The sequence below is a fragment of the Sphingobacterium sp. UBA2480 genome, from assembly GCF_002341965.1.
Lineage (GTDB): Bacteria > Bacteroidota > Bacteroidia > Sphingobacteriales > Sphingobacteriaceae > Sphingobacterium > Sphingobacterium multivorum.
In genome coordinates, this window is record NZ_DDPA01000003.1 from 46138 (window position 1) to 66381 (window position 20244).

Annotated in this window: 19 protein-coding genes; 11 read left to right on the forward strand and 8 right to left on the reverse strand. The window is 40.1% G+C overall.

Going from position 1 to position 20244, the window contains the following annotated elements; translation table 11 throughout:
• Positions 1-48: 48 nt before the first annotated feature.
• Positions 49-408 (reverse strand): bleomycin resistance protein, encoded by a 360-nt coding sequence (locus B3600_RS06135; RefSeq protein WP_286752400.1) that lies wholly within the window; start codon positions 406-408, stop codon positions 49-51.
• A gap of 242 nt (positions 409-650) precedes the next feature.
• Here B3600_RS06135 and B3600_RS06140 point away from each other — a divergent pair, with 242 nt between their 5' ends.
• Complete coding sequence (locus B3600_RS06140) at positions 651-1625, forward strand: YeiH family protein (RefSeq protein ID WP_286752401.1); 975 nt, start codon at positions 651-653, stop codon at positions 1623-1625.
• Here B3600_RS06140 and B3600_RS06145 read toward each other — a convergent pair.
• From B3600_RS06145 to B3600_RS06155, 3 genes are all read right to left on the reverse strand, one after another.
• The gene (locus tag B3600_RS06145) at positions 1622-2086 is read right to left on the reverse strand and encodes a GNAT family N-acetyltransferase (RefSeq protein WP_046673909.1); all 465 of its coding nucleotides are present in this window, start codon (positions 2084-2086) and stop codon (positions 1622-1624) included. The genes B3600_RS06140 and B3600_RS06145 overlap by 4 nt on opposite strands.
• Positions 2087-2126: 40 nt before the next feature.
• Positions 2127-2585 (reverse strand): MaoC family dehydratase, encoded by a 459-nt coding sequence (locus B3600_RS06150; RefSeq protein WP_046673910.1) that lies wholly within the window; start codon positions 2583-2585, stop codon positions 2127-2129.
• A 161-nt stretch (positions 2586-2746) separates the two neighbouring features.
• The gene (locus tag B3600_RS06155) at positions 2747-3187 is read right to left on the reverse strand and encodes an SRPBCC domain-containing protein (protein WP_046673911.1); all 441 of its coding nucleotides are present in this window, start codon (positions 3185-3187) and stop codon (positions 2747-2749) included.
• Positions 3188-3366: 179 nt separating this feature from the next.
• Between B3600_RS06155 and B3600_RS06160 the strand changes: the two genes are divergently transcribed.
• From B3600_RS06160 to B3600_RS06190, 7 genes are all read left to right on the forward strand, one after another.
• Positions 3367-4173, forward strand: a complete 807-nt coding sequence (locus B3600_RS06160; protein WP_046673912.1) for an alpha/beta hydrolase — start codon at positions 3367-3369, stop codon at positions 4171-4173.
• 145 nt (positions 4174-4318) lie between these two features.
• A complete protein-coding gene (locus tag B3600_RS06165; RefSeq protein WP_286752402.1) occupies positions 4319-4723 on the forward strand; it encodes a hypothetical protein in 405 nt (134 codons plus the stop codon).
• A gap of 175 nt (positions 4724-4898) precedes the next feature.
• Positions 4899-5780, forward strand: coding sequence for a DUF3347 domain-containing protein (locus B3600_RS06170; RefSeq protein WP_046673914.1), 882 nt, complete (start codon positions 4899-4901; stop codon positions 5778-5780).
• A gap of 11 nt (positions 5781-5791) precedes the next feature.
• Entirely contained in the window at positions 5792-6223 is a 432-nt protein-coding gene (locus tag B3600_RS06175; protein WP_286752403.1) for a hypothetical protein, read from the forward strand.
• A 12-nt stretch (positions 6224-6235) separates the two neighbouring features.
• Positions 6236-6898, forward strand: coding sequence for a DUF3347 domain-containing protein (locus tag B3600_RS06180; RefSeq protein WP_286752404.1), 663 nt, complete (start codon positions 6236-6238; stop codon positions 6896-6898).
• Between the two features lie 4 nt (positions 6899-6902).
• Entirely contained in the window at positions 6903-7367 is a 465-nt protein-coding gene (locus B3600_RS06185; protein WP_286752405.1) for a DUF2231 domain-containing protein, read from the forward strand.
• Between the two features lie 52 nt (positions 7368-7419).
• Positions 7420-9654 carry a multicopper oxidase family protein gene (locus B3600_RS06190; RefSeq protein ID WP_313418319.1) on the forward strand — a complete coding sequence of 745 codons (2235 nt, stop codon included), beginning with the start codon at positions 7420-7422 and terminating at the stop codon, positions 9652-9654.
• A gap of 480 nt (positions 9655-10134) precedes the next feature.
• Here the strand turns inward: B3600_RS06190 and B3600_RS06195 are convergent, their stop codons facing one another.
• Both B3600_RS06195 and B3600_RS06200 read right to left on the reverse strand, forming a co-directional pair.
• Positions 10135-11133 (reverse strand): beta-ketoacyl-ACP synthase III, encoded by a 999-nt coding sequence (locus B3600_RS06195; protein ID WP_286752406.1) that lies wholly within the window; start codon positions 11131-11133, stop codon positions 10135-10137.
• Positions 11134-11433: 300 nt separating this feature from the next.
• Positions 11434-12870, reverse strand: a complete 1437-nt coding sequence (locus B3600_RS06200; protein ID WP_286752407.1) for a PLP-dependent aminotransferase family protein — start codon at positions 12868-12870, stop codon at positions 11434-11436.
• Positions 12871-13088: 218 nt separating this feature from the next.
• Between B3600_RS06200 and B3600_RS06205 the strand changes: the two genes are divergently transcribed.
• Positions 13089-14246 carry an aspartate aminotransferase family protein gene (locus B3600_RS06205; RefSeq protein ID WP_286752408.1) on the forward strand — a complete coding sequence of 386 codons (1158 nt, stop codon included), beginning with the start codon at positions 13089-13091 and terminating at the stop codon, positions 14244-14246.
• A gap of 128 nt (positions 14247-14374) precedes the next feature.
• Complete coding sequence (locus B3600_RS06210; RefSeq protein ID WP_070564777.1) at positions 14375-14797, forward strand: NUDIX hydrolase; 423 nt, start codon at positions 14375-14377, stop codon at positions 14795-14797.
• Between the two features lie 15 nt (positions 14798-14812).
• Here the strand turns inward: B3600_RS06210 and B3600_RS06215 are convergent, their stop codons facing one another.
• Together B3600_RS06215 and B3600_RS06220 are read right to left on the reverse strand one after the other, a co-directional pair.
• Complete coding sequence (locus B3600_RS06215) at positions 14813-15340, reverse strand: hypothetical protein (protein WP_286752409.1); 528 nt, start codon at positions 15338-15340, stop codon at positions 14813-14815.
• A gap of 114 nt (positions 15341-15454) precedes the next feature.
• On the reverse strand, positions 15455-18628 hold the full coding sequence (locus B3600_RS06220) for an AsmA-like C-terminal region-containing protein (protein ID WP_286752410.1): 3174 nt from the start codon (positions 18626-18628) through the stop codon (positions 15455-15457).
• Between the two features lie 162 nt (positions 18629-18790).
• On the opposite strand from B3600_RS06220, the gene B3600_RS06225 reads away from it, so the two are divergent.
• Complete coding sequence (locus tag B3600_RS06225) at positions 18791-20158, forward strand: sensor histidine kinase (protein ID WP_046673923.1); 1368 nt, start codon at positions 18791-18793, stop codon at positions 20156-20158.
• Positions 20159-20244 lie beyond the last annotated feature (86 nt).

Below are 20244 nucleotides of genomic sequence, written 5' to 3' on the forward strand. Positions count from 1 at the left end.
TATGGATCTTTGCTGATTTTTAGCAATCTTTAGTGGGCTTTTCGCTATTTAAGCATCGGCGCCAAAGGTGAGTAGATTGCTGTCGGGATCTAAAATCGAAAACTCCCGCTGACCCCAGGGCTTAATCTCAAGTTTGCCATTGGGGTGAATCTCAACGTGATTTTCTTGAAAAGACTGATACAGACAATCAATGTCGTCTGTGCGTATATAAACCATACCATAATTTTCTTCTGGTGGAAGTTCTTGGAATTCAAAAAAATGAATTTCAATATGGTCTTTTTTTAGCATCAGGTAACCTTCGTAATCGACTGCTCCACATAATGAAAATCCAAGTTTATGTAGATAAAAATCTTTTGTGATGGTTTTGTTGCGCATGGGCAGTTTGGAATGAATGGCTGTCAGTGTCATCAGTATATAATTATTAAGTCAAGTTTAATTCCTATGAATAACCTCGTTGAAATATAATCATTAATCGTAATATTTTAATGTTCTAATGGGAAGGATTCTTTCATTTTAATAGCGTATCCTTTAATTATTTTGGTTAAAATGCAGTTGTCTGTTATAACCAATTGTTATGACTCATTTGTAATTGTGTCTTTTAAAATAATTGAGAGTTATTCAATTTTGTGCCAAATCAAAGCATCATTGTCATGGACAAAAAAATAAATACGGCAATTCGTTATAAGCAGCTGCTCAATCATAAGGTCTCCGTTCGGGAAATCATTTTTATACTCCTATTTGTATTATGTCTTACCCCATTTGTATCGGCCCCTCTTGCCTTACTTTTGGGTATTATTGTGGCGCAATGGATTGGTCACCCCTTTCTGGCAGTCAATCACAGGGCAACACAGATTTTGTTACAGATATCTGTGGTTGGACTTGGATTTGGAATGAATATCGATACAGCTATCCAAACGGGTAAGCAGGGGTTTGTGTTAACCGTTATTTCTATTCTCGGAACATTATCATTGGGCTATCTATTGGGTAGGTTACTCAAGTTGGAAAAGGTGACCGCTTATTTGATTTCTGTCGGCACTGCCATTTGTGGAGGAAGTGCCATTGCTGCGGTTTCACCGACGATAAAAGCCAATGAAAAGCAAGTAAGTGTGGCGTTAGGGGCCATATTTGTACTAAATGCCATTGCTTTATTTGTATTTCCTGTCGTCGGTCATTTGCTTGATCTCAGCCAGACGCAATTTGGTTTATGGTGTGCAGTTGCCATACAGGATACCAGTTCTGTCGTTGGTGCGGCAAGTAAGTACGGTAATGAAGCACTACAGGTTGCGACAACCGTAAAATTGACCAGAGCGTTATGGATCATTCCAATTGCCTGTTTAAGTGCTGTAGCATTCAAAACCAAAGGGACAAGAATTAAAATACCGTATTTTATTGGTCTCTTTGTATTGGCGGTTATCTTAACAAGTTATATCCCTTTTTTTCAGTATATAGGAGGCTATGTCGTTTCTATTTCAAAGATGGGGCTTACCTTAACGTTGTTTTTAATTGGAGCAAGTTTGTCGAGGGAGGTCTTGTTGGCAGTAGGTTTTAAAGCAATACTACAGGGGGTAGTGCTGTGGTTGGGATTATCAATACCAGTACTCATCTATATCTATTTTTGTCTCTAGGGATTTAACGTATACCGCAGCATAATCATATCTTTCAACAACTGGCCATTTTCATAAATAGGCAGCTCATAATTTTCAATGAAAAAATCTTTACGGATGGCGTATTTAACAAAGCCATTTCGTTCATAAAAGCGAATTTGGGCCAGGCCACAATCTGCAGTACCTACAATCAGGTTCGGGTATTGCCGGTAGTTTTCCTTGATAAAATCAAGTAGTTGACTTCCGAGCCCCATGCCTTGATACGCTGGTGATACGGCAATGTTTTTAATCTCTAATGTATCCGTATTGACGGGATATAAACAGAAAACAGCGATCGGTTTTACCGTTTCATAGACAACATAAACTAGCGATTCATAGAGGTATTTGTCAATTGCATGAATGGTTTCGTCTGCTAAAAGCAACAAATCATAAGGATATTCCTTATGATTTGTAACAAGTTTTATTTGAAAGCTATTGCGCATGTATAAGAATTCGCTAATGGCCTATAGTCTAAGGTTGGAATTAATTGAAATGATATAAGAAGATCACATCACCCACGTACGCCGGTTTTGCACTATCTTTGATTTTCAATGTAGCTTCGATGGTAACTTTGACAACCCCTCTCAAATTGACAACCGATTTTACTTGTGTATGGAGCTGTACAGCATTGTCAACCAAAACGGGTTGTGCAAAACGTAGGTTTTCAATCCCATAATTGATTTCCATTTTGACATTTCTTACTTCAGCAATTTGTTTCCATAAATAAGGAATGAGGGACAAGGTCAGATAGCCATGAGCAATAGTCGATTTGAAAGGACTATCAGTTTTGGCCTTTTCACTATCTAAATGAATCCATTGGTGGTCAAGGGTTGCATCCGCAAATTGATTAATTTGTTTTTGATCAATAACATGCCATTGGGATTCGCCTAATGATTTTCCTTCAAAGGCTTTGTACTCTTCATAATTGTTAATTATTGTCATATGTAATCTTTTTATCGCGTTTTGTTGGTATCGTTCTCCGCTTTCTATGAAGAAGGGGGAGACGAATTAGTGGCTAAATATAACTATACTTTTAAGAATCCTAAGCATATCCTTTATTTAAAAGATGATCGCAAGGAAAGACAAGCTAAGCTCGTCCGTCGTTAATGCGATTGTCCGAGCTGTGTCGTTGCATAGGTATTTTCAACGTAAGATCTGAAATTTTCGAGTATGGCCTGCCATCCATTACGTTGCATATCAATAGGATTTTCCGTTTCTGCATCAAAAATTATCGTGATATCCGTAGCAGACTTTTTTGCATTGAAGTTGATTTCAACATGACGACCATCAGGCATAACATAGGCTATTTTTTTAAAGGGTTCAAGCGCGGTATAGCTGCCTTCAAAATCAAAGCCCATAGATCCATCTTTTGCCTCCATTCGGTTTTTGAACTTTCCGCCAATACGTAAGTCATTGATCGAACTTGTACAGTGCCAGTCATCTGAAGCATGATTCCATTGCATGATATCCTCGGCCGAGTTATAGGCATTCCAGATCGTTTCTACGCGTACGTTGATATGGGTTTCAATCTTTATCCGTTCCATATAATGTTATGATGTTTTCTAAGTTAATAACAGGAAAATTTGTGTTTTGTTATATCTATTGCCAGATAATTATCAATATATAATAAAAAGTGTGAAGTTGAAACTTATTTTAACGCAACCAAATGGTTTTGATGGAGTTTTGTTAACTTTAAGCTATTTAATACTTAAATCCGATTTATATGTCTTCCAAATTGCTTGTTATCTTCTTTTTTCTGCTTTCACCGAGTTTGATGTTTGCGCAGCACTATAAAACGACAACCGACGTTGCCTATTGTAGACCAGATGAACCAGATTCTTATAAGAAAGAACGTTGTAAATTGGATATTTATATACCGACTGATCGTAAAAATTTTGCTACCATCGTATGGTTTCATGGCGGCGGACTAGAGGAGGGAAATAAATTTATTCCACTTGAACTTAAAGAAAAAGGTGTAGCGGTTATAGCAGTCAATTATCGGCTAAGCCCCAGAGCGAAAGCGCCGAGCTATATCGAAGATGCTGCTGAGGCTGTTGCATGGACATTTTCACATATTGCAAACTATGGCGGAGATCCCTCAAAAATTTATGTGTCGGGACATTCAGCAGGCGGATATTTGGCTTTAATGGTTGGTTTGGATAAGCATTACCTGCAAAAATTTGGTGTTGATGCAAATAATATAAAAGGGCTGGCACCGATTAGTGGGCAAACAAATACGCATTATACGATTAAAAAGGAACGTGGGCAATCCATGGTGATCCCCCAGATTGATCATTTTGCACCGCTTTCGTTCGCACGGAAAGATGCACCGCCAATTCTCCTGATCACTGGGGATCAACAATTGGAAATGGCGGCACGGTTTGAAGAAAACGCCCATTTGGCAGCGGTCTTAAAACAGGTAGGGCATACCAGAACCTCGTTGTATCAGCTACAGGGGTTTGATCATGGGGGAGTGTATGCGCCTGGTTGCCTGTTGATACTGAACTGGATCAAAGGACTCGAAAAGTAGTTTTTATGCGGCCAGGCCGAGAATCGGAAATACAGCAAATCAAAATATTATAAATAAAATAAAAAATATTACAATTGTACATTCGAAAATTCTACCGAAATTTATCTCCAAAGTAACACATCTCTACTTTTCAAATTAATCCGTTATGTGGGCAAAACGTAATATCGTATTTATAATCTGTATGCTGGGGCTTTTCTTAGCACCGTATAGGTTATTTGCCTGCCACGAACCGTCCGAAAAGCCAAAACAGGAAGAAAAATCATGTTGCCTTGATGAAAGACAACAGGTAAAGGACGTCGAAACAGCAGATTGTTGTAAAGATGAAAGAGCTGAATCACCAAAATCAGATCATCATGCGGATGACTGTGGTAAACATTGTGGCGAAAAATCATGCCGTACCTCTCTGCAATGTAATCCTATTGTTTCAGTGATCGAAGCTCAGCTTATTTTACCCTTATATGCTGATGCATCAAGCGCTTATGCGCGCTATAAACAGCCTTATTACGCTGATGCCTATTTTTCCATTTGGCAACCTCCTCAGATCGCCTAGTGTTAGACTGATAGCCCATGCTATGTCTTTTTGGATCGGTTTCTCTATCCAAAGCCCCGTTTTATTTTAGCTTATGAAAATCCCATTGGATCTATCGGATTCAATACGCAAATACAGTAAATCGCTGTAGAAGGGTTTTTCGTCGGTATTCTTTTATATACTACATATGATAATCATGAGATTAATGTCATTACTTGGTTTGGTAATCCCTGTATTACTATCCACCCAACATACACATGCACAAATTAAAAATGCAAAGACCGCGACTGTAAAGATTTTTGGAAATACACCGGCTGTTAAAACGATCATTGAAAAAGAAGGTCGGGACGGACAATTTGCGAAAGTTGACTGGAATCAGGCAACCAAACTGGCGGTTGTTACCTACGACTCGTCAAAAACAAGCGCGGATGAGGTTCTTAAGCGCATTGCATTGGCAGGGTTCGACAATGAAAAATTTCTGGCTCCAGATGATGCTTATGTTCAATTGGCAAAAGCTGAACAATATGAACGAGTCCTAAAACCAGCATTAAAAAATGATACTGAACAGCAGGTCGATCATACGAACCATCGTCAGGGCGTACAAACAACAATTCAGCCTTCGGTGAACTCAAAAGCAGCGGATGAAAAGACCGCATTTGCACTCTTGGCAAGTTCTTACTTTGCGCTAAAGGATGCATTGGTGAAGACAGATGCGGTGGCGGCAGCAGCTCATGCCGAGGCATTTCAAGCAGCAGTCAAAGCTGTCGATATGAATAAACTTAGCCACGATGAACATACGGTATGGATGAAGGTGATGAATAAGCTGGCAAGCGATGCGACTGGTATAACTAAAAATAAAGATGTTGCTAAGCAACGTGTGGCTTTTGCATCTCTTTCAAATGCGTTGTATGAGCTGCTGAAGGTGAGTAAAGTGGACGGACCTATTTATTATCAGCATTGCCCTATGTTTAGTGAAGGCAAGGGAGCGCATTGGCTAAGTAAGGAGAATGCCGTGAAAAACCCATTCTTTGGAGCGCAAATGATTAGTTGTGGAAGTACAGTAGAAACGTTAAACTAATCGCCTGTGTTATGAATTATTTCCTAGCGATCCTATCGGTTGTTGTATTGTCTTTAACGGCCTGTAGCGGTTCACAAACAAATACCAAAGCTGAAGATCAAATAGCTTCGACTGATCCGGCGATCAGTTTGCCTGTACAGTCAGTTCAATATAAAGTGGGTGATCTCGTCCCTACAGCACAAGTTTGCATGGTGAATGATGCTTTTATGGGGAAAAAACAATTGCTGGTCAGATACGAGGGTAAGGATTATTATGGTTGCTGTGAAATGTGTAAAAAGCGCATACCGCAAGAAGCTGCGGTACGTGTAGCCATCGATCCTTTTTCAAAAAAAGAAGTGGATAAGGCGACGGCTTCCATTGCAATTACCGGCGATCAAGGGGAAGTTTCCTATTTTGAAAACGAAACAAACTATCGAAATTATATTAAAAATCTAAACCTATAAATTCACGTAATTATGAAAAAGTTTATGCTAATTGTGGCGATCGCATTGATATTCGTTGCATGCAACAATTCAACATCGAAAAATACACATGCAGATCATACGGTCCCTGTTGCTGCGGATACCGCAACGACGAATGTCGACAAAAGCAAAGGCGATAGCGCTTTGACTAAAGAGGCTGCCAGAGTAAATAATACAGCTGCAAAAATAGAACCATCGGCGGGGAAAGTTGATGTAACAGCAGCTAGCAATCCTTTTGCAGGCTTATACAGCGCCTATTTCGCGCTGAAAGATGCATTGGTTAAGGATAATGGCGCGGCTGCACAGACAGCAGCGAAAGGAATACAGGCTGCCATTGCAAAACTTAATAACGAGCAATTAGATGCTGTTCAAGGAAAACTTTGGAAGGAATACCAACGGAAATTGGCTTTCGATACAGAGCATATTGCTGGAATTACGGAAAATGAACATCAGCGAGAGCACTTTGTGACCCTTTCCAAAAATATGTATGTGTTGATGAAATCTGTCAAACCTGAAGCTCCAGTCTATTATCAGCATTGTCCGATGTATCGTGATGGAAAAGGAGCCAATTGGTTGAGTACACAAAAGAAAATTGAAAATCCTTATTTAGGTCAATCAATGACCACCTGTGGATCTATCGTAGAAACAATACATTAATACAATGAAAAGCTTATTCGACGGACTGCCCAGCTTACACCCGCTATTGGTACATTTTCCGATTGTGCTCTTGCTGATGGCCTTGATTAGTCATATAGGTGCCTTATTGTTAAAAAAACATCGACGTACTTTCACTGTGCTGACTTTCGGATTGTTATTACTGGGAACACTTGGAGCTCTTGCTGCAATTCAGACCGCAACCCATATTTCAGGCGATGCAGATGAAAAGGCCTTCGCGCTTTTTGAGATCCATCAACGTTTTGCCTGGATCAGCTTTTGGATTGCAAGTAGCACTACAGTCCTGCATTTTGTTGGATTGCGAAAAGATACAGGTGCTTGGATAAACTATTTGATATTGATTTTGTTGATCAGTTTATCGGTGACACTATTTATCACAGGGCATCACGGTGCTAGACTGGTCTACCAATATGGCGTAGGACCGATGGGAAATGGAATACTAATGAATTAAATGAATGAACATGTATAAAAAGAGTAATATATTAACGGTTGTCTTACTATTGATGACACAACTGACAGTGCTGGCCCAGAAGGTGGTTCGTCATGACCTTTATGTACGGGATACCATTGTCAATTATGCCGGCAAATCAAAACGGGCAATCGCTGTAAACGGACAGATTCCAATGCCGACCCTGACTTTTACTGAAGGAGATACGGCGGAAATCGTTGTTCACAATGAGTTAAAGGAAAGTACTTCGCTGCACTGGCACGGTATTTTTCTGCCGAATAAAGAAGACGGTGTGCCACACCTGACGCAGGAACCTATAAAGCCGAATTCGACTTATACCTATCGTTTTCCGATAATTCAACACGGTACACATTGGTATCACTCGCATTCGGGCCTCCAGGAACAGATCGGTATGTATGGTAGCCTTATTCTCAACAAGCGTGCAGATGATAAGACTTTCCGAAAAGGAATTGATGATTTACCCACGATTCCGGTCATATTAAGTGAATGGACAAATTATAACCCCGATAACATTCAGCGAATGCTACACACGGCCAACGATTGGGCCGCGATAAAAAAAGGGTCTACACAATCGTACGTCGAAGCAATTAAAGAAGGGAAGTTTAAGACGAAAGTCACGAATGAATGGAAACGTCAGCTGGCGATGGATGTCAGTGATGTCTATTATGATAAGGTGTTGATGAACGGGGCTCATTCCACGGATTTAAAGTCGGTGAATGGTAAAGCTTTGAAAGCAGGAGATAAAGTGCGTTTACGAATTTCCAATGGCGGTGCTTCGTCTTATTTTTGGCTGCGCTATGCAGGTGGCAAAATTACCGTTGTTGCCAATGATGGGAATGATGTGGTTCCGGTGGAGGTCGATCGATTAATGATTGCGGTATCGGAGACTTATGATGTCGTTGTAACCATACCAAATGAAGGTACAGCTTACGAATTCATGGCAACAACAGAAGATCGAACACAATCTGCCAGTTATTTTGTCGGAAATGGTATTAAACAATTGATTTCCCCGCTTCCCCGCCTTAAATATTTTGAGGGCATGAAGATGATGAACGATATGATGAAGATGAATGGTGATCTCAATGATATGGGCATGAAGATGAGCCTGAACCAGATGGATATGAATGTGGTAATGTATCCCGAAATTACAGGTGATGGAAAGAAAAAAGAAGATCACAGTAAACATAGCGGTATGAATCATGGACAAATGAACATGGACGAAGATCCCAATCGTTATAATGCCAATGCATTGGGCGATATTGTCACGCTCAACTATGCGATGCTGGAGTCTCCCCAGGCGACTGAACTACCTAAAGAAGCGCCGATACGAGATCTCAAATTTACCCTGACGGGAAATATGAGCCGTTATGTATGGAGCATGGACAATAAAATTCTTTCTGAAACGGATAAGATACCTGTAAAAAAGGGCGAGGTATTGCGCATTACCATCTATAATAACTCAATGATGCGTCATCCAATACATCTGCATGGCTTTGACTTTAGATTGTTAAATGGAAAAGGATCAAAAGCGCCGTTGAAAAATGTGGTGGATATCATGCCCATGGAGACGGATACGATCGAATTCTTAGCGAATGAAGAAGGAGACTGGTTTTTTCATTGCCATATCCTGTATCATATGATGGCGGGGATGAACCGCGTTTTTGCTGTGGACGATTATAAAAATCCCTATCTTCCAGATAAAGCTAAAGCCTATAAGGAGTTGCAGATGGAAAGTAATATGACTCATTTCATGGCGCAAAATGATTTCGCTACCAATGGAAATGACGGTCAGGCAATGTTTCAGAATGCACGCTGGCAGCTTGGTTCAGAATGGCGTTTGGGGTATAATGATATGCACGGTTATGAAGTGGAAACCCACTTGGGTAGATACTTTGGGAAGATGCAATGGTTTATGCCATTTGTAGGTTTTGATTATCGTTATCGTCGAATGGGGGAGGATGAACATGAGAAAAATATTTTTGGACAGGCCAATAAAAAAGATAGTCGCAAAGCTTTAAGTCTGGGTTTTATGTATACTTTACCTATGTTGGTCAATTTTCAGGCAGAGGTGTATCACGACGGAATTGTGCGATTGCAGCTTATGCGTGAGGATATCCCGATCGCTAGAAGGATCCGTGGCGATTTTATGGTCAACTCAGACCTTGAATATATGGCTGGACTAAATTATGTCATCACCAAAAATATGGCTTTTAGAACACATTATGATAGCGATATGGGCTTTGGTGTGGGCTTGTCATTAAATTATTAAAAGAATAGATTTAATATTGGATTTTTAAAGGAGGCTTTGCATCGCAAAGCCTCCTTTTTCTTGTGCTATAAAAAGAGTGGATAAGTGGCGTACTGTTTATAAAATAATCCTGATTTTATTGGTAGATTATTGGGAGATAAATCGGACTTTAGCCGCGTTCATCCGAATGAGGTCCCTATAAGGTCCGAATAAGGTCCCTATAAACTCCCTATTATTGAATATAAAAATAACTTGTTATGTAAGCCTTGTCTACAATGTATTTTCATGTTTTGCCCTTCGGGTTATCGCTAGCTTAGTGCTTTCCCCGCTAGCGTATTCCTTTCTCCGCTACTCTGCCTATAAAAGGAAGATAGATCAATTCTTATTGGGGGATGGCGAATCTGGTTTTGGTAGATGGAAAGAAAGAAAAACGCCAGAAAAGGTTTATTCCTGGCGTTTTATACTAGTGTGAATTTTATGACGACTAAAGTTTTTGATCGCTTAAATCATCCATTTAAATATGCTGGCTCCCCAAGAGAAACCTGCACCAAAGGCGGTTAACATGACTAAATCACCGGTATTTAATTTTTTAATATTCTGCCAGATACACAACGGGATCGTGGCAGCAATGGTATTTCCTAGGTATTCGATATTACTTAATGCTCTGTCTTCTGGTATATTCAGACTACGCCCAACGGCATCAATGATGCGCTGATTAGCCTGATGTGGAATTAACCAGTTGATATCTTCAATCTGTAGGTTGTTGCGTTGTAAAACCGTATTACAGGCGTCGCTCATAGACTGAACAGCATGTCTAAATACAGTTTTGCCATCTTGTTTCAGGAATCTGTTGTCGTTGACAGGAAGATTACTGTCGATTGGATACAAAGAACCGCCGGCTTCGATTTTTAAGAATTCTTTTCCCGCGCCATTGCTACATAGATAGGCATCCATAATTCCACCTTCCAAACATGGCTCAAGCCATATCACACCAGCGCCATCACCAAAAAGAATATTGGTCGAACGATCTTTTAAATCGACATAAGTACTGATGTTGTCAGCACCGACTACGAGTACATTTTTATAACGGCCTGTCTCAACGAGAGCTGAAGCCATGTCTAAGGCATATAAAAACCCAGAGCAAGCAGCATTGACATCAAAAGCCCAAACATTGGTAAGACCTAATTTTTCTAAAATGATATTTGCTGTTGCCGGCATTGGCATATCGGGTGTAGAAGTCGCTACAATTAGCGCATCTACATCGTTCAGATTTTTATGATATTGTGTTGCCAAATCTTGTATAGCTTTTACAGCCATGTCTGATGTGGCAAGATTTTCTTCTAAAATTCTCCGCTCCTTAATACCTGTACGTTTGATAATCCATTCATCGGATGTATCGCAAAACTGCTCCAAATCTGTATTTGATCTCTTATTCGGTGGAATATATCCGCCAATACCAGTAATTGCTGCATACGGCCTGCTGGGTATTCTCTCAGTCATAAATTAATGTACTCTATTCTCTCTCTTATTATAGCTATCCTATTAGGAATGACTCGTGTGTTTTTTGCGCCGTAAAACTACGGTTAATTTATGCGATTAATAAGTGAAAAAAATGATTTATGGCAAAAAATTACGTTTTTCCAACACTTTTAACTGTTTTTTACATATTGTCTATACTAATCTTTTAATCGGTCTTTATGATGCGGAATTAAATATTGAATGTGCCTGTTTTTACGAAATATTAATCTAACTATGTTCGTCCAATTCGCAAAATAGTCTAGTTGCTTTTTGTGTTTCAAATCATCGGAAGGAGCGTTTCGCCTGTTCCAAAAGTTCAGCTAAAATGATGATTCCTTCCTCGATCAATTCCTCAGATAAGGATCCATAACCAAGTCGTATTCCACCAAAAATATTTTCTCTGCTGTAGTTTTCGGGATGCGGTATATGGACTGATCTTTCCCTTAATTTTTGGGATAAAAATGCCCAGTCGATCTGATGTTTAAATGATAGCCAAACCGCCAATCCTCCTTGTGGAGAAGTATAGCTCACATGATCCTGCAGATATTTGTCCAATTGGGCGATCATGAAATCACGTTTCTTTTTGTAAAGCAGCGTTGCTTTTCGGATATGTCTACGAATTGTTCCATCCTGAATGAGTTCCAGGACAGCTTGCTCCATAATATTGTCACCTTGTATATCGATGATGTAGCGAAGTTCGGTAACCTGCTGGAGTAGCTGCTCGTTTCTTGTCGCCAGATAACCGATACGGAGTGCTGGTGCAACAACTTTGCTGAGTGTACCAATGTAAACAGTATTGATCAGTTCCTGCTGTGAAGCGAGTGGGTAATAGGGCGCTTGTTCAAAATGAAATTCGTAATCGTAATCGTCCTCAATGATCGTGAAGTTATGTTGGTTGGATAATGCTATTAATTGTGATCTCCGTTCTTTGCTTAAGGTCACAGTGGTTGGATATTGTCGATGTGGAGTAAGATACAGTGCCCTAATATTGCTTTTTTTCAATAAATGTGGGAGAAGTTCATCAACAATAAGACCATCGGTATCGACAGGGATCGGAATCAATCGCGCACCTGCTTTTTCAAAGATTTTCCAGGCTGAATGGTATCCAGGGGACTCCACAAAGATATAATCATCGTGCCGTAATAGGCATTGGGCGACCAGGTACATGGCCATTTGACTTCCACGACTGATGCATAGGTTATTTTTATCAATGTGCATGTTGCGCTCGATGTTGAGCATATTGGCGATTTCTTCCCGAAAATCAAGATGTCCTCGGGGATCGGCATAGCCCATCATTTTCCAACGTGCGCTGCGTTTAAAAATTTGACGATAGGCCCGTCCGAGCTGTTCTATCGGGGCAATCTTGCTGTCTGGATTACCATCATCGAATATAATACGTGTGGGGGCTTGATGATCAGATAATTCGATCTTTTGTGCAACATATAGGTTAGAGCCATAAGGTAATTGAGCCGCTACAAATATACCTCTACGTGCCTGACTAACCAGCCAGCCTTCGCTCAACAGCAACTGTATGGCATCAATTACCGTGTTTCGGTTTAATTTTAGTTGGGCTGCAAGAGATCTGCTACTGGGTAAGGCCGTTCCTTTCGCCAATCGACCTGATTGTATATCAGCAGCAATGTTATCCGCTATTTGGATGTAAATCGCTTTTGAAGAGGATCTGTCAATATCTATCGTTAAATTCCAAGGTCTAAGCATGAGGCTATTGTATCGGGTAATTGTTCAAATATACAATTGTTCTGCAGGATTAAAATACATCGGATAGATGATGCATGATCAGTGCTGCGCTATTCTATTTAAGATGAGTTGTTTTGTTTATTGTACGTGACGGCTGGACTAGGAATAAATAACCATCTTGGACTAGGAATGAAAGGAGATTTAAGTTGATTTTTGAGTTTTACTAATCGAAGTCATTCATGAAACCATTTCCCGTTTTTGAGAAAGTTGATATTGCGATCGAACGAGCCCTTGGTTGCTTTGTTTATGATAAACAGCAGCAGGCCTATTTAGATCTATATGGTGGTCATGCCGTTATTTCTGTTGGGCATAGCCATCCGCATGTTGTTGAAGAAACTATACAACAGATGAATAAGATCGGATTTTATTCAAATGCAGTTACAAACGATCTTCAGGATCGTTTGGCCGAGCGCTTGGGCAGTGCCTGTGGTTATCCTACATATGCTGTTTTTTACAGTAATTCGGGGGCCGAAGCGAATGAAAATGCACTGAAGTTAGCTTCGTTCCATACGGGAAGGAGGAAAGTATTGGCGATGTCAAATGCGTTTCATGGGAGAACCTCAGCCGCGGTTTCGGCAACGGATATCCGGTCGATTCGTGCACCATTAAATGACAGTGAACAATTTGTCTTTACACCCTTCAACGAGATCTCCAGTTTGAAAAAACAATTGGAAACCGAAGAATATTGTGCTGTCATCATTGAACCTATTCAAGGTGTCGGGGGGATTCATCGGGCAAGTCCTAGTTTCTTACAGGAAGTAAGAGCAATCTGCACGAAAACTGGGACTATGCTTATTTTGGATGAAATTCAATGCGGGTATGGGCGCACGGGACGTTTCTTTGCACATCAGCATGCTGGGATAGAAGCCGATTTAATTACGGTGGCCAAAGGGATTGCAAATGGCCTCCCGATGGGGGCGACAATTATTTCGCCTAAAATAAAGCCGGTCACGGGGCAATTGGGCACTACTTTTGGCGGTAGTCATGTGGTTTGCGCGGCGGCACTGGCTGTACTTGATGTCATCCAAAAAGAGCAATTGATTGATAATGCCGCAGCTGTAGGTGAATTTCTGTTGAGAGAATTAAGAAAAATTCATGGCGTAAGTGAAGTGAGGGGGCAAGGATTGATGATTGGCGTAGAGTTTGAAAACGATATTCAACACCTACGGGAAGAACTTTTGTTTTCTGAAAAGATTTTTACAGGATATGCAGGACGCTATACCCTCCGCCTATTACCGCCGCTCTGTTTCACCATAAATCACGCGGAGACATTTTTGAAGAGTCTACGGAAGCTTGTGCATAAAGAGAAACTAGCCGATGATGTTTCGGTATATTGATTGGACCCGCTGTATTGATTTTTTGCGAAGTTTTAACGAAGGATTCTCCAGATGAGCTGTTGCGCTTTGATAAATGTTGTAAAAGAAGTAATTTCACATCTAGCGTATTTAATCAGTAATAGCGTATAATGGATTTCAAGACAACAAAAAAATATTTGCCTACAGCGGGTTTAGTGAGTATTAAGGAAGATAAATTATTATTGGCGTATAGCAACAATAGAAAGGCATGGTATCTGCCAGGTGGGAAGATTGATGCAGGGGAGGAAGCCCTGCAGTCCCTACGTCGCGAGATTTTGGAGGAGTTGAATATCAATCTGGATCCGGATAAAATCTCGTATTATTGCCATGTAACAGCTCCGGCGTACGGGCTTGTGCCAGAGGTTATCATGGAACAGGATTGTTTTCTGTACCCATTAACAGAGCAGATCGAACCCAGTAATGAGATTGGCGCCGTTCGTTATTTTTCACACCAAGAGTACCAGAAAGAACCTATCCAGGTCATTGGCGTTTTGCATGTGTTTGACAAGTTGAAGGCTGACGGATTGATTTAAAAAATCCTGTCGCCGCTAGATGCCATAGCCTTCATTGAGGCAGCTGATACCCTTTGTGTCTTTTAAAGGAATAATTTTTTGGCTTTTGGTATCCATTCGCCATGCCTTGATGATTTTGTCGAAATATTCTTTGCTTTCATCGACCCGGCTAATAGCTATAATTTCGCTGTCTGGTTTGTCAACTTGCTTGCAGTTGCATAAGCTGAGTTGCTCGTTGGACTTCAGTTTTTGAATATTGATGGTATCCAAAATCTTATATTTGACTTTACCTTTGCTATCATCGGGTAACAATTCCTCTAAAATACAAACACCATTTTTGGCATTTGTAAAATAGCCGGCAGCAAAGCGAAAGTCTCCTTGGGTATTCTTGTCGGTTTCAATAAGCGCACCAGTTGTATAAGTATAAGATTTTAATTCAGCAATTTCATTGATCTCACGGAATACTTTCCCATATAAGGGGTTTTTCTGATCGTTAACGGTCTTGAAACTGGACCAACTGCAAATGGATAGCATTGCAATGGGTATAATTAGTATATATCTCATGGTTTTCAAAAATTAAAAACGTTGTTTAAGTTAACAAATCTTTCTGTTATATTAAACAACGTTTTTACTGCAGCACTATTGTGTTGACAGACTTTACTAGAACTTATTGCGAGTTTATTTAGCCTGTGATTCTTGCGTCTTTTGAGATTCTTTATATACTTTGTTGTCCTCGTCATCCATTTCCATGTCGAGATCTTCTTCTTTGTATTTTCCCATTTTTAAGTGAAAGTTATCTGGAGTGCCCGTAATTCGCATAGGTATCCCAAAGATTCCAAAAGGAGGTAAGCCCAGTCGAAAACCTAGGTTCATCCGTCCGTCTAAGGTCACTTGACCTTCAAAACGAGGCCTGAATCCCATCATTTTCATTTTAGTGCGTTCGATGGTCATCACATTATTTTTGATATGGGATTTAATAACAACTTTTTTCACTTCGCCATCTTTCAATTTTTCCTTGGAAGTAGATTGACTAATTCCATTAAGTAACTTGAAGCCTCTGAATTTAATTTGATTCAGTGTTAGGGATCCATCGCCGACGATGGAGGGCATTACTGGTTGCATATTGCCATTCAATAAACCACCCAATTTATAATCCAATGAAACCAGGCCATAAGCATTTTTGGCAGAGCTAACCATTTCTCTGAATAGCGGTATCTCTTTGTAAGCGCGTTGAATATCAAAGCTGTCAGCTTTTACAGCATAATCAAAACTTGCTCTACGTGGATTTATAGGACGATAGCTTCCTTTCATATCTACTTTCAGTCCCGCTAGTTCAAAGTTTGTCTTATGAAGAATCATCTTACCGTCTTTTACCTGTAGGTCACCTTTGAAGTCTTTGATATTCATTTTATTATATGCTATGGCATTGACAAGCCCCAAGACCTGAATGTCCAAATTTTTAGGCAGAAGAACTACACCACTTTCCGAAGAGCTTGCAGTCGTCGATGTGGCCGGAGAAGCAAAAACCATAAAATCATCCACATTGATTTTCTTGCTGCTGAGTGTAAATTGCCCCTTTAACGGTGCTTGACTACTTGTTGCATAATTAATAATGTTGTTGAGATATCCTTTGATGGAAATATCATTCTTCGCATAGGCTACCAAGAATTTATCGAAATTCATTTTCTCCTGATAAAAACTGAAGTTCCCACTTCTAATTGCAATAGGCTGTGGAAGCATGTCGGACTGAACCTGGATGTTTCCAATACTTAACTGACCACTATTTTGGAGTCGGTTATAATGACCATTGGTGGCATCGCTCTGTAAACCTTTTAAACTGAAATCCGTATAGATAAAACCATCGACATTGGTACCATCTAATGCAAAGAGTTTATAAATAGGGCCGAGATTGAGCTTACCCTTGGATTGTATGCTGTACTTAATATTATTGAAGTTCTTGAGGTCTGCATTCAAGAAAAATGGTTCGCCCGCAAATGTAAATGATACCGGTAGGATTTTGACATTCAGATCTCGAAGTGAGCCTTTTTTGCTATTGACAAAGGCTTCGACCTGAATATTTTCCATCGGGATAGGATAATCATTTGACTTGATCAAGCCATTCTTCATCACGATGGATGTATTGGTTTCGGGAAAAATGTTTCGTTTGAGATCCACATAACCTTTTGCCATGAGGTTGACATCCACTAATCCTGCCAATTCAACTTGTTTAATGGGATAGAAATTTTTGATATCTGCTAAATTAAATGAAGCTTTTAAATCCGAGTTGACCGCAATTTTATTAAAATCTGTTATTGAAATAAAACCCTTTATATAGTTGTTAAGCGCCTGAACAGAAATATCATGGATTGCTATTGATGCACTTTTTAATTGGCCATCGGGATCCTTTGCTTCCAGACGATAAGCAATTTTGTCCAACCCCTGTGGGAGGTTCGCCAATTTGAATTTACCATCGACGAGTGTATTTTTGATATCAAAAGTAGGAATGGATGCAATGTATTCCTGTTCGCGTTTTTGAAGTCCTACCTTACGAATAGCTTTGGCGTATGTTCCGTCGATTTTTGCGTCAAGATTCCATTTTCCACCAAATGAAAAGTCTGGGAATTGTAGGGATTCATTGAGTTTACCGAGATCAAGATCACTTTTTATGTTGGCATGCACGGTTACAGGGTGTAAACCCGCAATGTTGCCCTGTGCATTGAAATAGCCTGAAGCAACTTTAAAGTCAAATTGTTTCAGATCAATTTGTAGTGAGTCTGGATTCAGTGCCGGCAGGTCTATCCGTAATTTTGCATTCCAGTCTGTCAGCGGATTGTTGGATTGTTTATACGCGAGAAAGCCATTGTTGACCATGAGTCCAAGGGAAAGATTAGGCATTTTGTTGTTGTCGACAATATAGTCTCCTTCTAAATTGACAAAAACCTCCGATGTACCTTTCACGGAGAGGTCCTTGATCCAAGAAGCGTAGCTATTTGGGACTAATGAAAGTAATTCGGCCAAGGTGCTTTCCTGTGATTTTAATTTGAAATCCAGATGATAACCATGGGAGATAAAAGACAACAACCCACGGAAACGAACCGGTAATTGATTTATTTTAATATCATTTCGTTCGAAGACGAAAGATAAATTATTGGTATTGATCCGTGTTAGCAAATTGGCATCGATCGACTTTTTGTCCACATACAATTCATTGTCAAAGGAAAATGAAAAGGATGCAATTTTTGCACGTGTGTTCAAGTCAAAGATATTTGACATCAGATCTCCCTTACCCTCATATTCCAGATCTTTTGCCTCTATCTGTAGCGGAATGGAGCGATCTTCATAATGGAGATTTGTTTTTTCAAGTTTAATCAGTTGGAAGGCTAAAGCACTGCTTTCGGAATTGTCTTGTGTTTTTGTAGCATCAGCGGAGCTAGATTTATAAATATTGTAATTGGCATTTCCCAAAGAATCAACCAGGATATTGATCTTCCCGCTGTTCACGATAAACTTGTCGATTACAATTTTAGATTTGAGAAGACTCATAAGGTCCACGCCAAAACTGACTTTTTTTGCAGCGAGCAGCGTGTCGTTTTTGAAAGGTTCGGCCCCTTTTAATAAGACATCATCCATCGATGCAGTAAGCAAAGGGAATTGATCAAAGAAGGTTAATCTTACTTTGGAATAATTTAATTCACCTGTAATGTGCTCGTTTACGAGCGATTTGACCTTGCTGTTTACTTCATTTTCGAATATATAAGGAATAGATAATATGCTGATAACGAGTAGTACGGCGATGCTTGTAAAAACGATAGCGATACGTTTCACAACTTTTATAAATGTTGCTTTTGACACTTTGGAATTTTTTGTGGTTACAAAAATCAGAAAATTATTATTAATCTCAGTTATGTGATGCATTTATTTTGAAAAGGGCTTGGATTATGTCGTTTTTCATTGACAAGAGGCCGCGTTAAAGCCTTTCTTGCGAAGTGCTTTGCATAGGCTTTTAAAAATTTCATGTATTTTTGCAGCGTGAAATTTCGATTTAAAAATGCCGAACAGAAGAATAGTATCATCCTGACTGCCTGTTTGTTTTTGTTGTTGTTGATTGGGGGGGGCTTGCTCGGTATTATCCATCATAAAGTAGACCTCCTTAAGAAGAGGATACTGATCGATTTTGCAGATGAGAATATGTTGCTTGTCAAAAAGCAATTGGAGTTGTTGCAGCAAGATCTATTCCTTTCGGAAAAAAAGATCTTAAATCAGCCCGCCTTTGATCTAAAAGAAAGTGCTGACTCGCTGTTGGTCGTTTTGCCGGTTGGACAAGCGGACTCTGTCAATCAGCGAATGCTTACCTTGTTACGCACACGGACAATAAATCACCGACTATATCACATTTATCTGGATGTAGTAAAATTGAATGCCTATTTCGCGGAACTCAATTTCGGAAGACGAGCTTATTTCGAGATTTACGACGACCGTGGATTATGTGTGTATTCTCCAGATAATCGAAAGTGGGGTAAGCGGGCCAGTACAGCAGTTGCAAAACAAGGACAGATTGTGAAATCTGATTTTCTTCAGCTGGACGTTATGGTCAATTCGTATCCCTGTAACATTCTTTTAGTGGGTGGTGAAATCAAGGTGTATGTCCTGTTGCTGAGTATTGAAGAGGAAATCCAAGAATTGCTAACGTATAGCATCTTGCTTGGTGTGGGCTTGATGTTGGTAGCTATGGTGTTAATCTACTTTAATATCGTGGAGCGTCGCAAGATTCAGCAACTGAAACTGCAATCCCTGAAGCAAGAGAATGAATATACGCGCATGCAGTTGGTTCAACTGCGGCAGCAGATCAATCCGCATTTTTTATTCAATACATTTGGGTCGCTTCAATACCTGATTGGAAAGGACAATGATCTTGCGAAGTCTTTTATTGGCAAGATGACAAAAGTCTACCGGAAGATGCTCCGCACAGATGAAGCCGAATGGTCATCATTGGGGGAGGAGCTGGAATTGGCCAAAGCCTATTTCTTTTTACAGCAGGTGCGGTTCGGAGCGGCCTTAAGTGATATGGAAATTCGGCTGCCAGCAACATGTTTGGATCGGAAAATTCCACGTTTGGGCCTGCAGATGCTGGTAGAAAATGCGATCAAGCATACCCGTATTTCGATCGAACATCCGCTGAAGATTCAGATCATCTATCTTGTTGAAGAAAACGTGCTGGAAATCCGCAATAACTGGCAGCCCAGACAGGGGGCAGAGCTGGAAGGTGAGGGGTATGGGCTTAATTATTTAGCATCCATCTATCGTTATTATGCGATGTCGGGCTTTCGGTACGGGATAGAATCGGACTTTTTTTCGGTATACTTACCACTCTCATCCAGTTGAAAATGAAGAATAAAAGATGGTCGGTTTACGTGTTCATGTTTTAGTAGCGCGTGTTCATACCTTTAAACTGCGTGTTCATCGCTTTG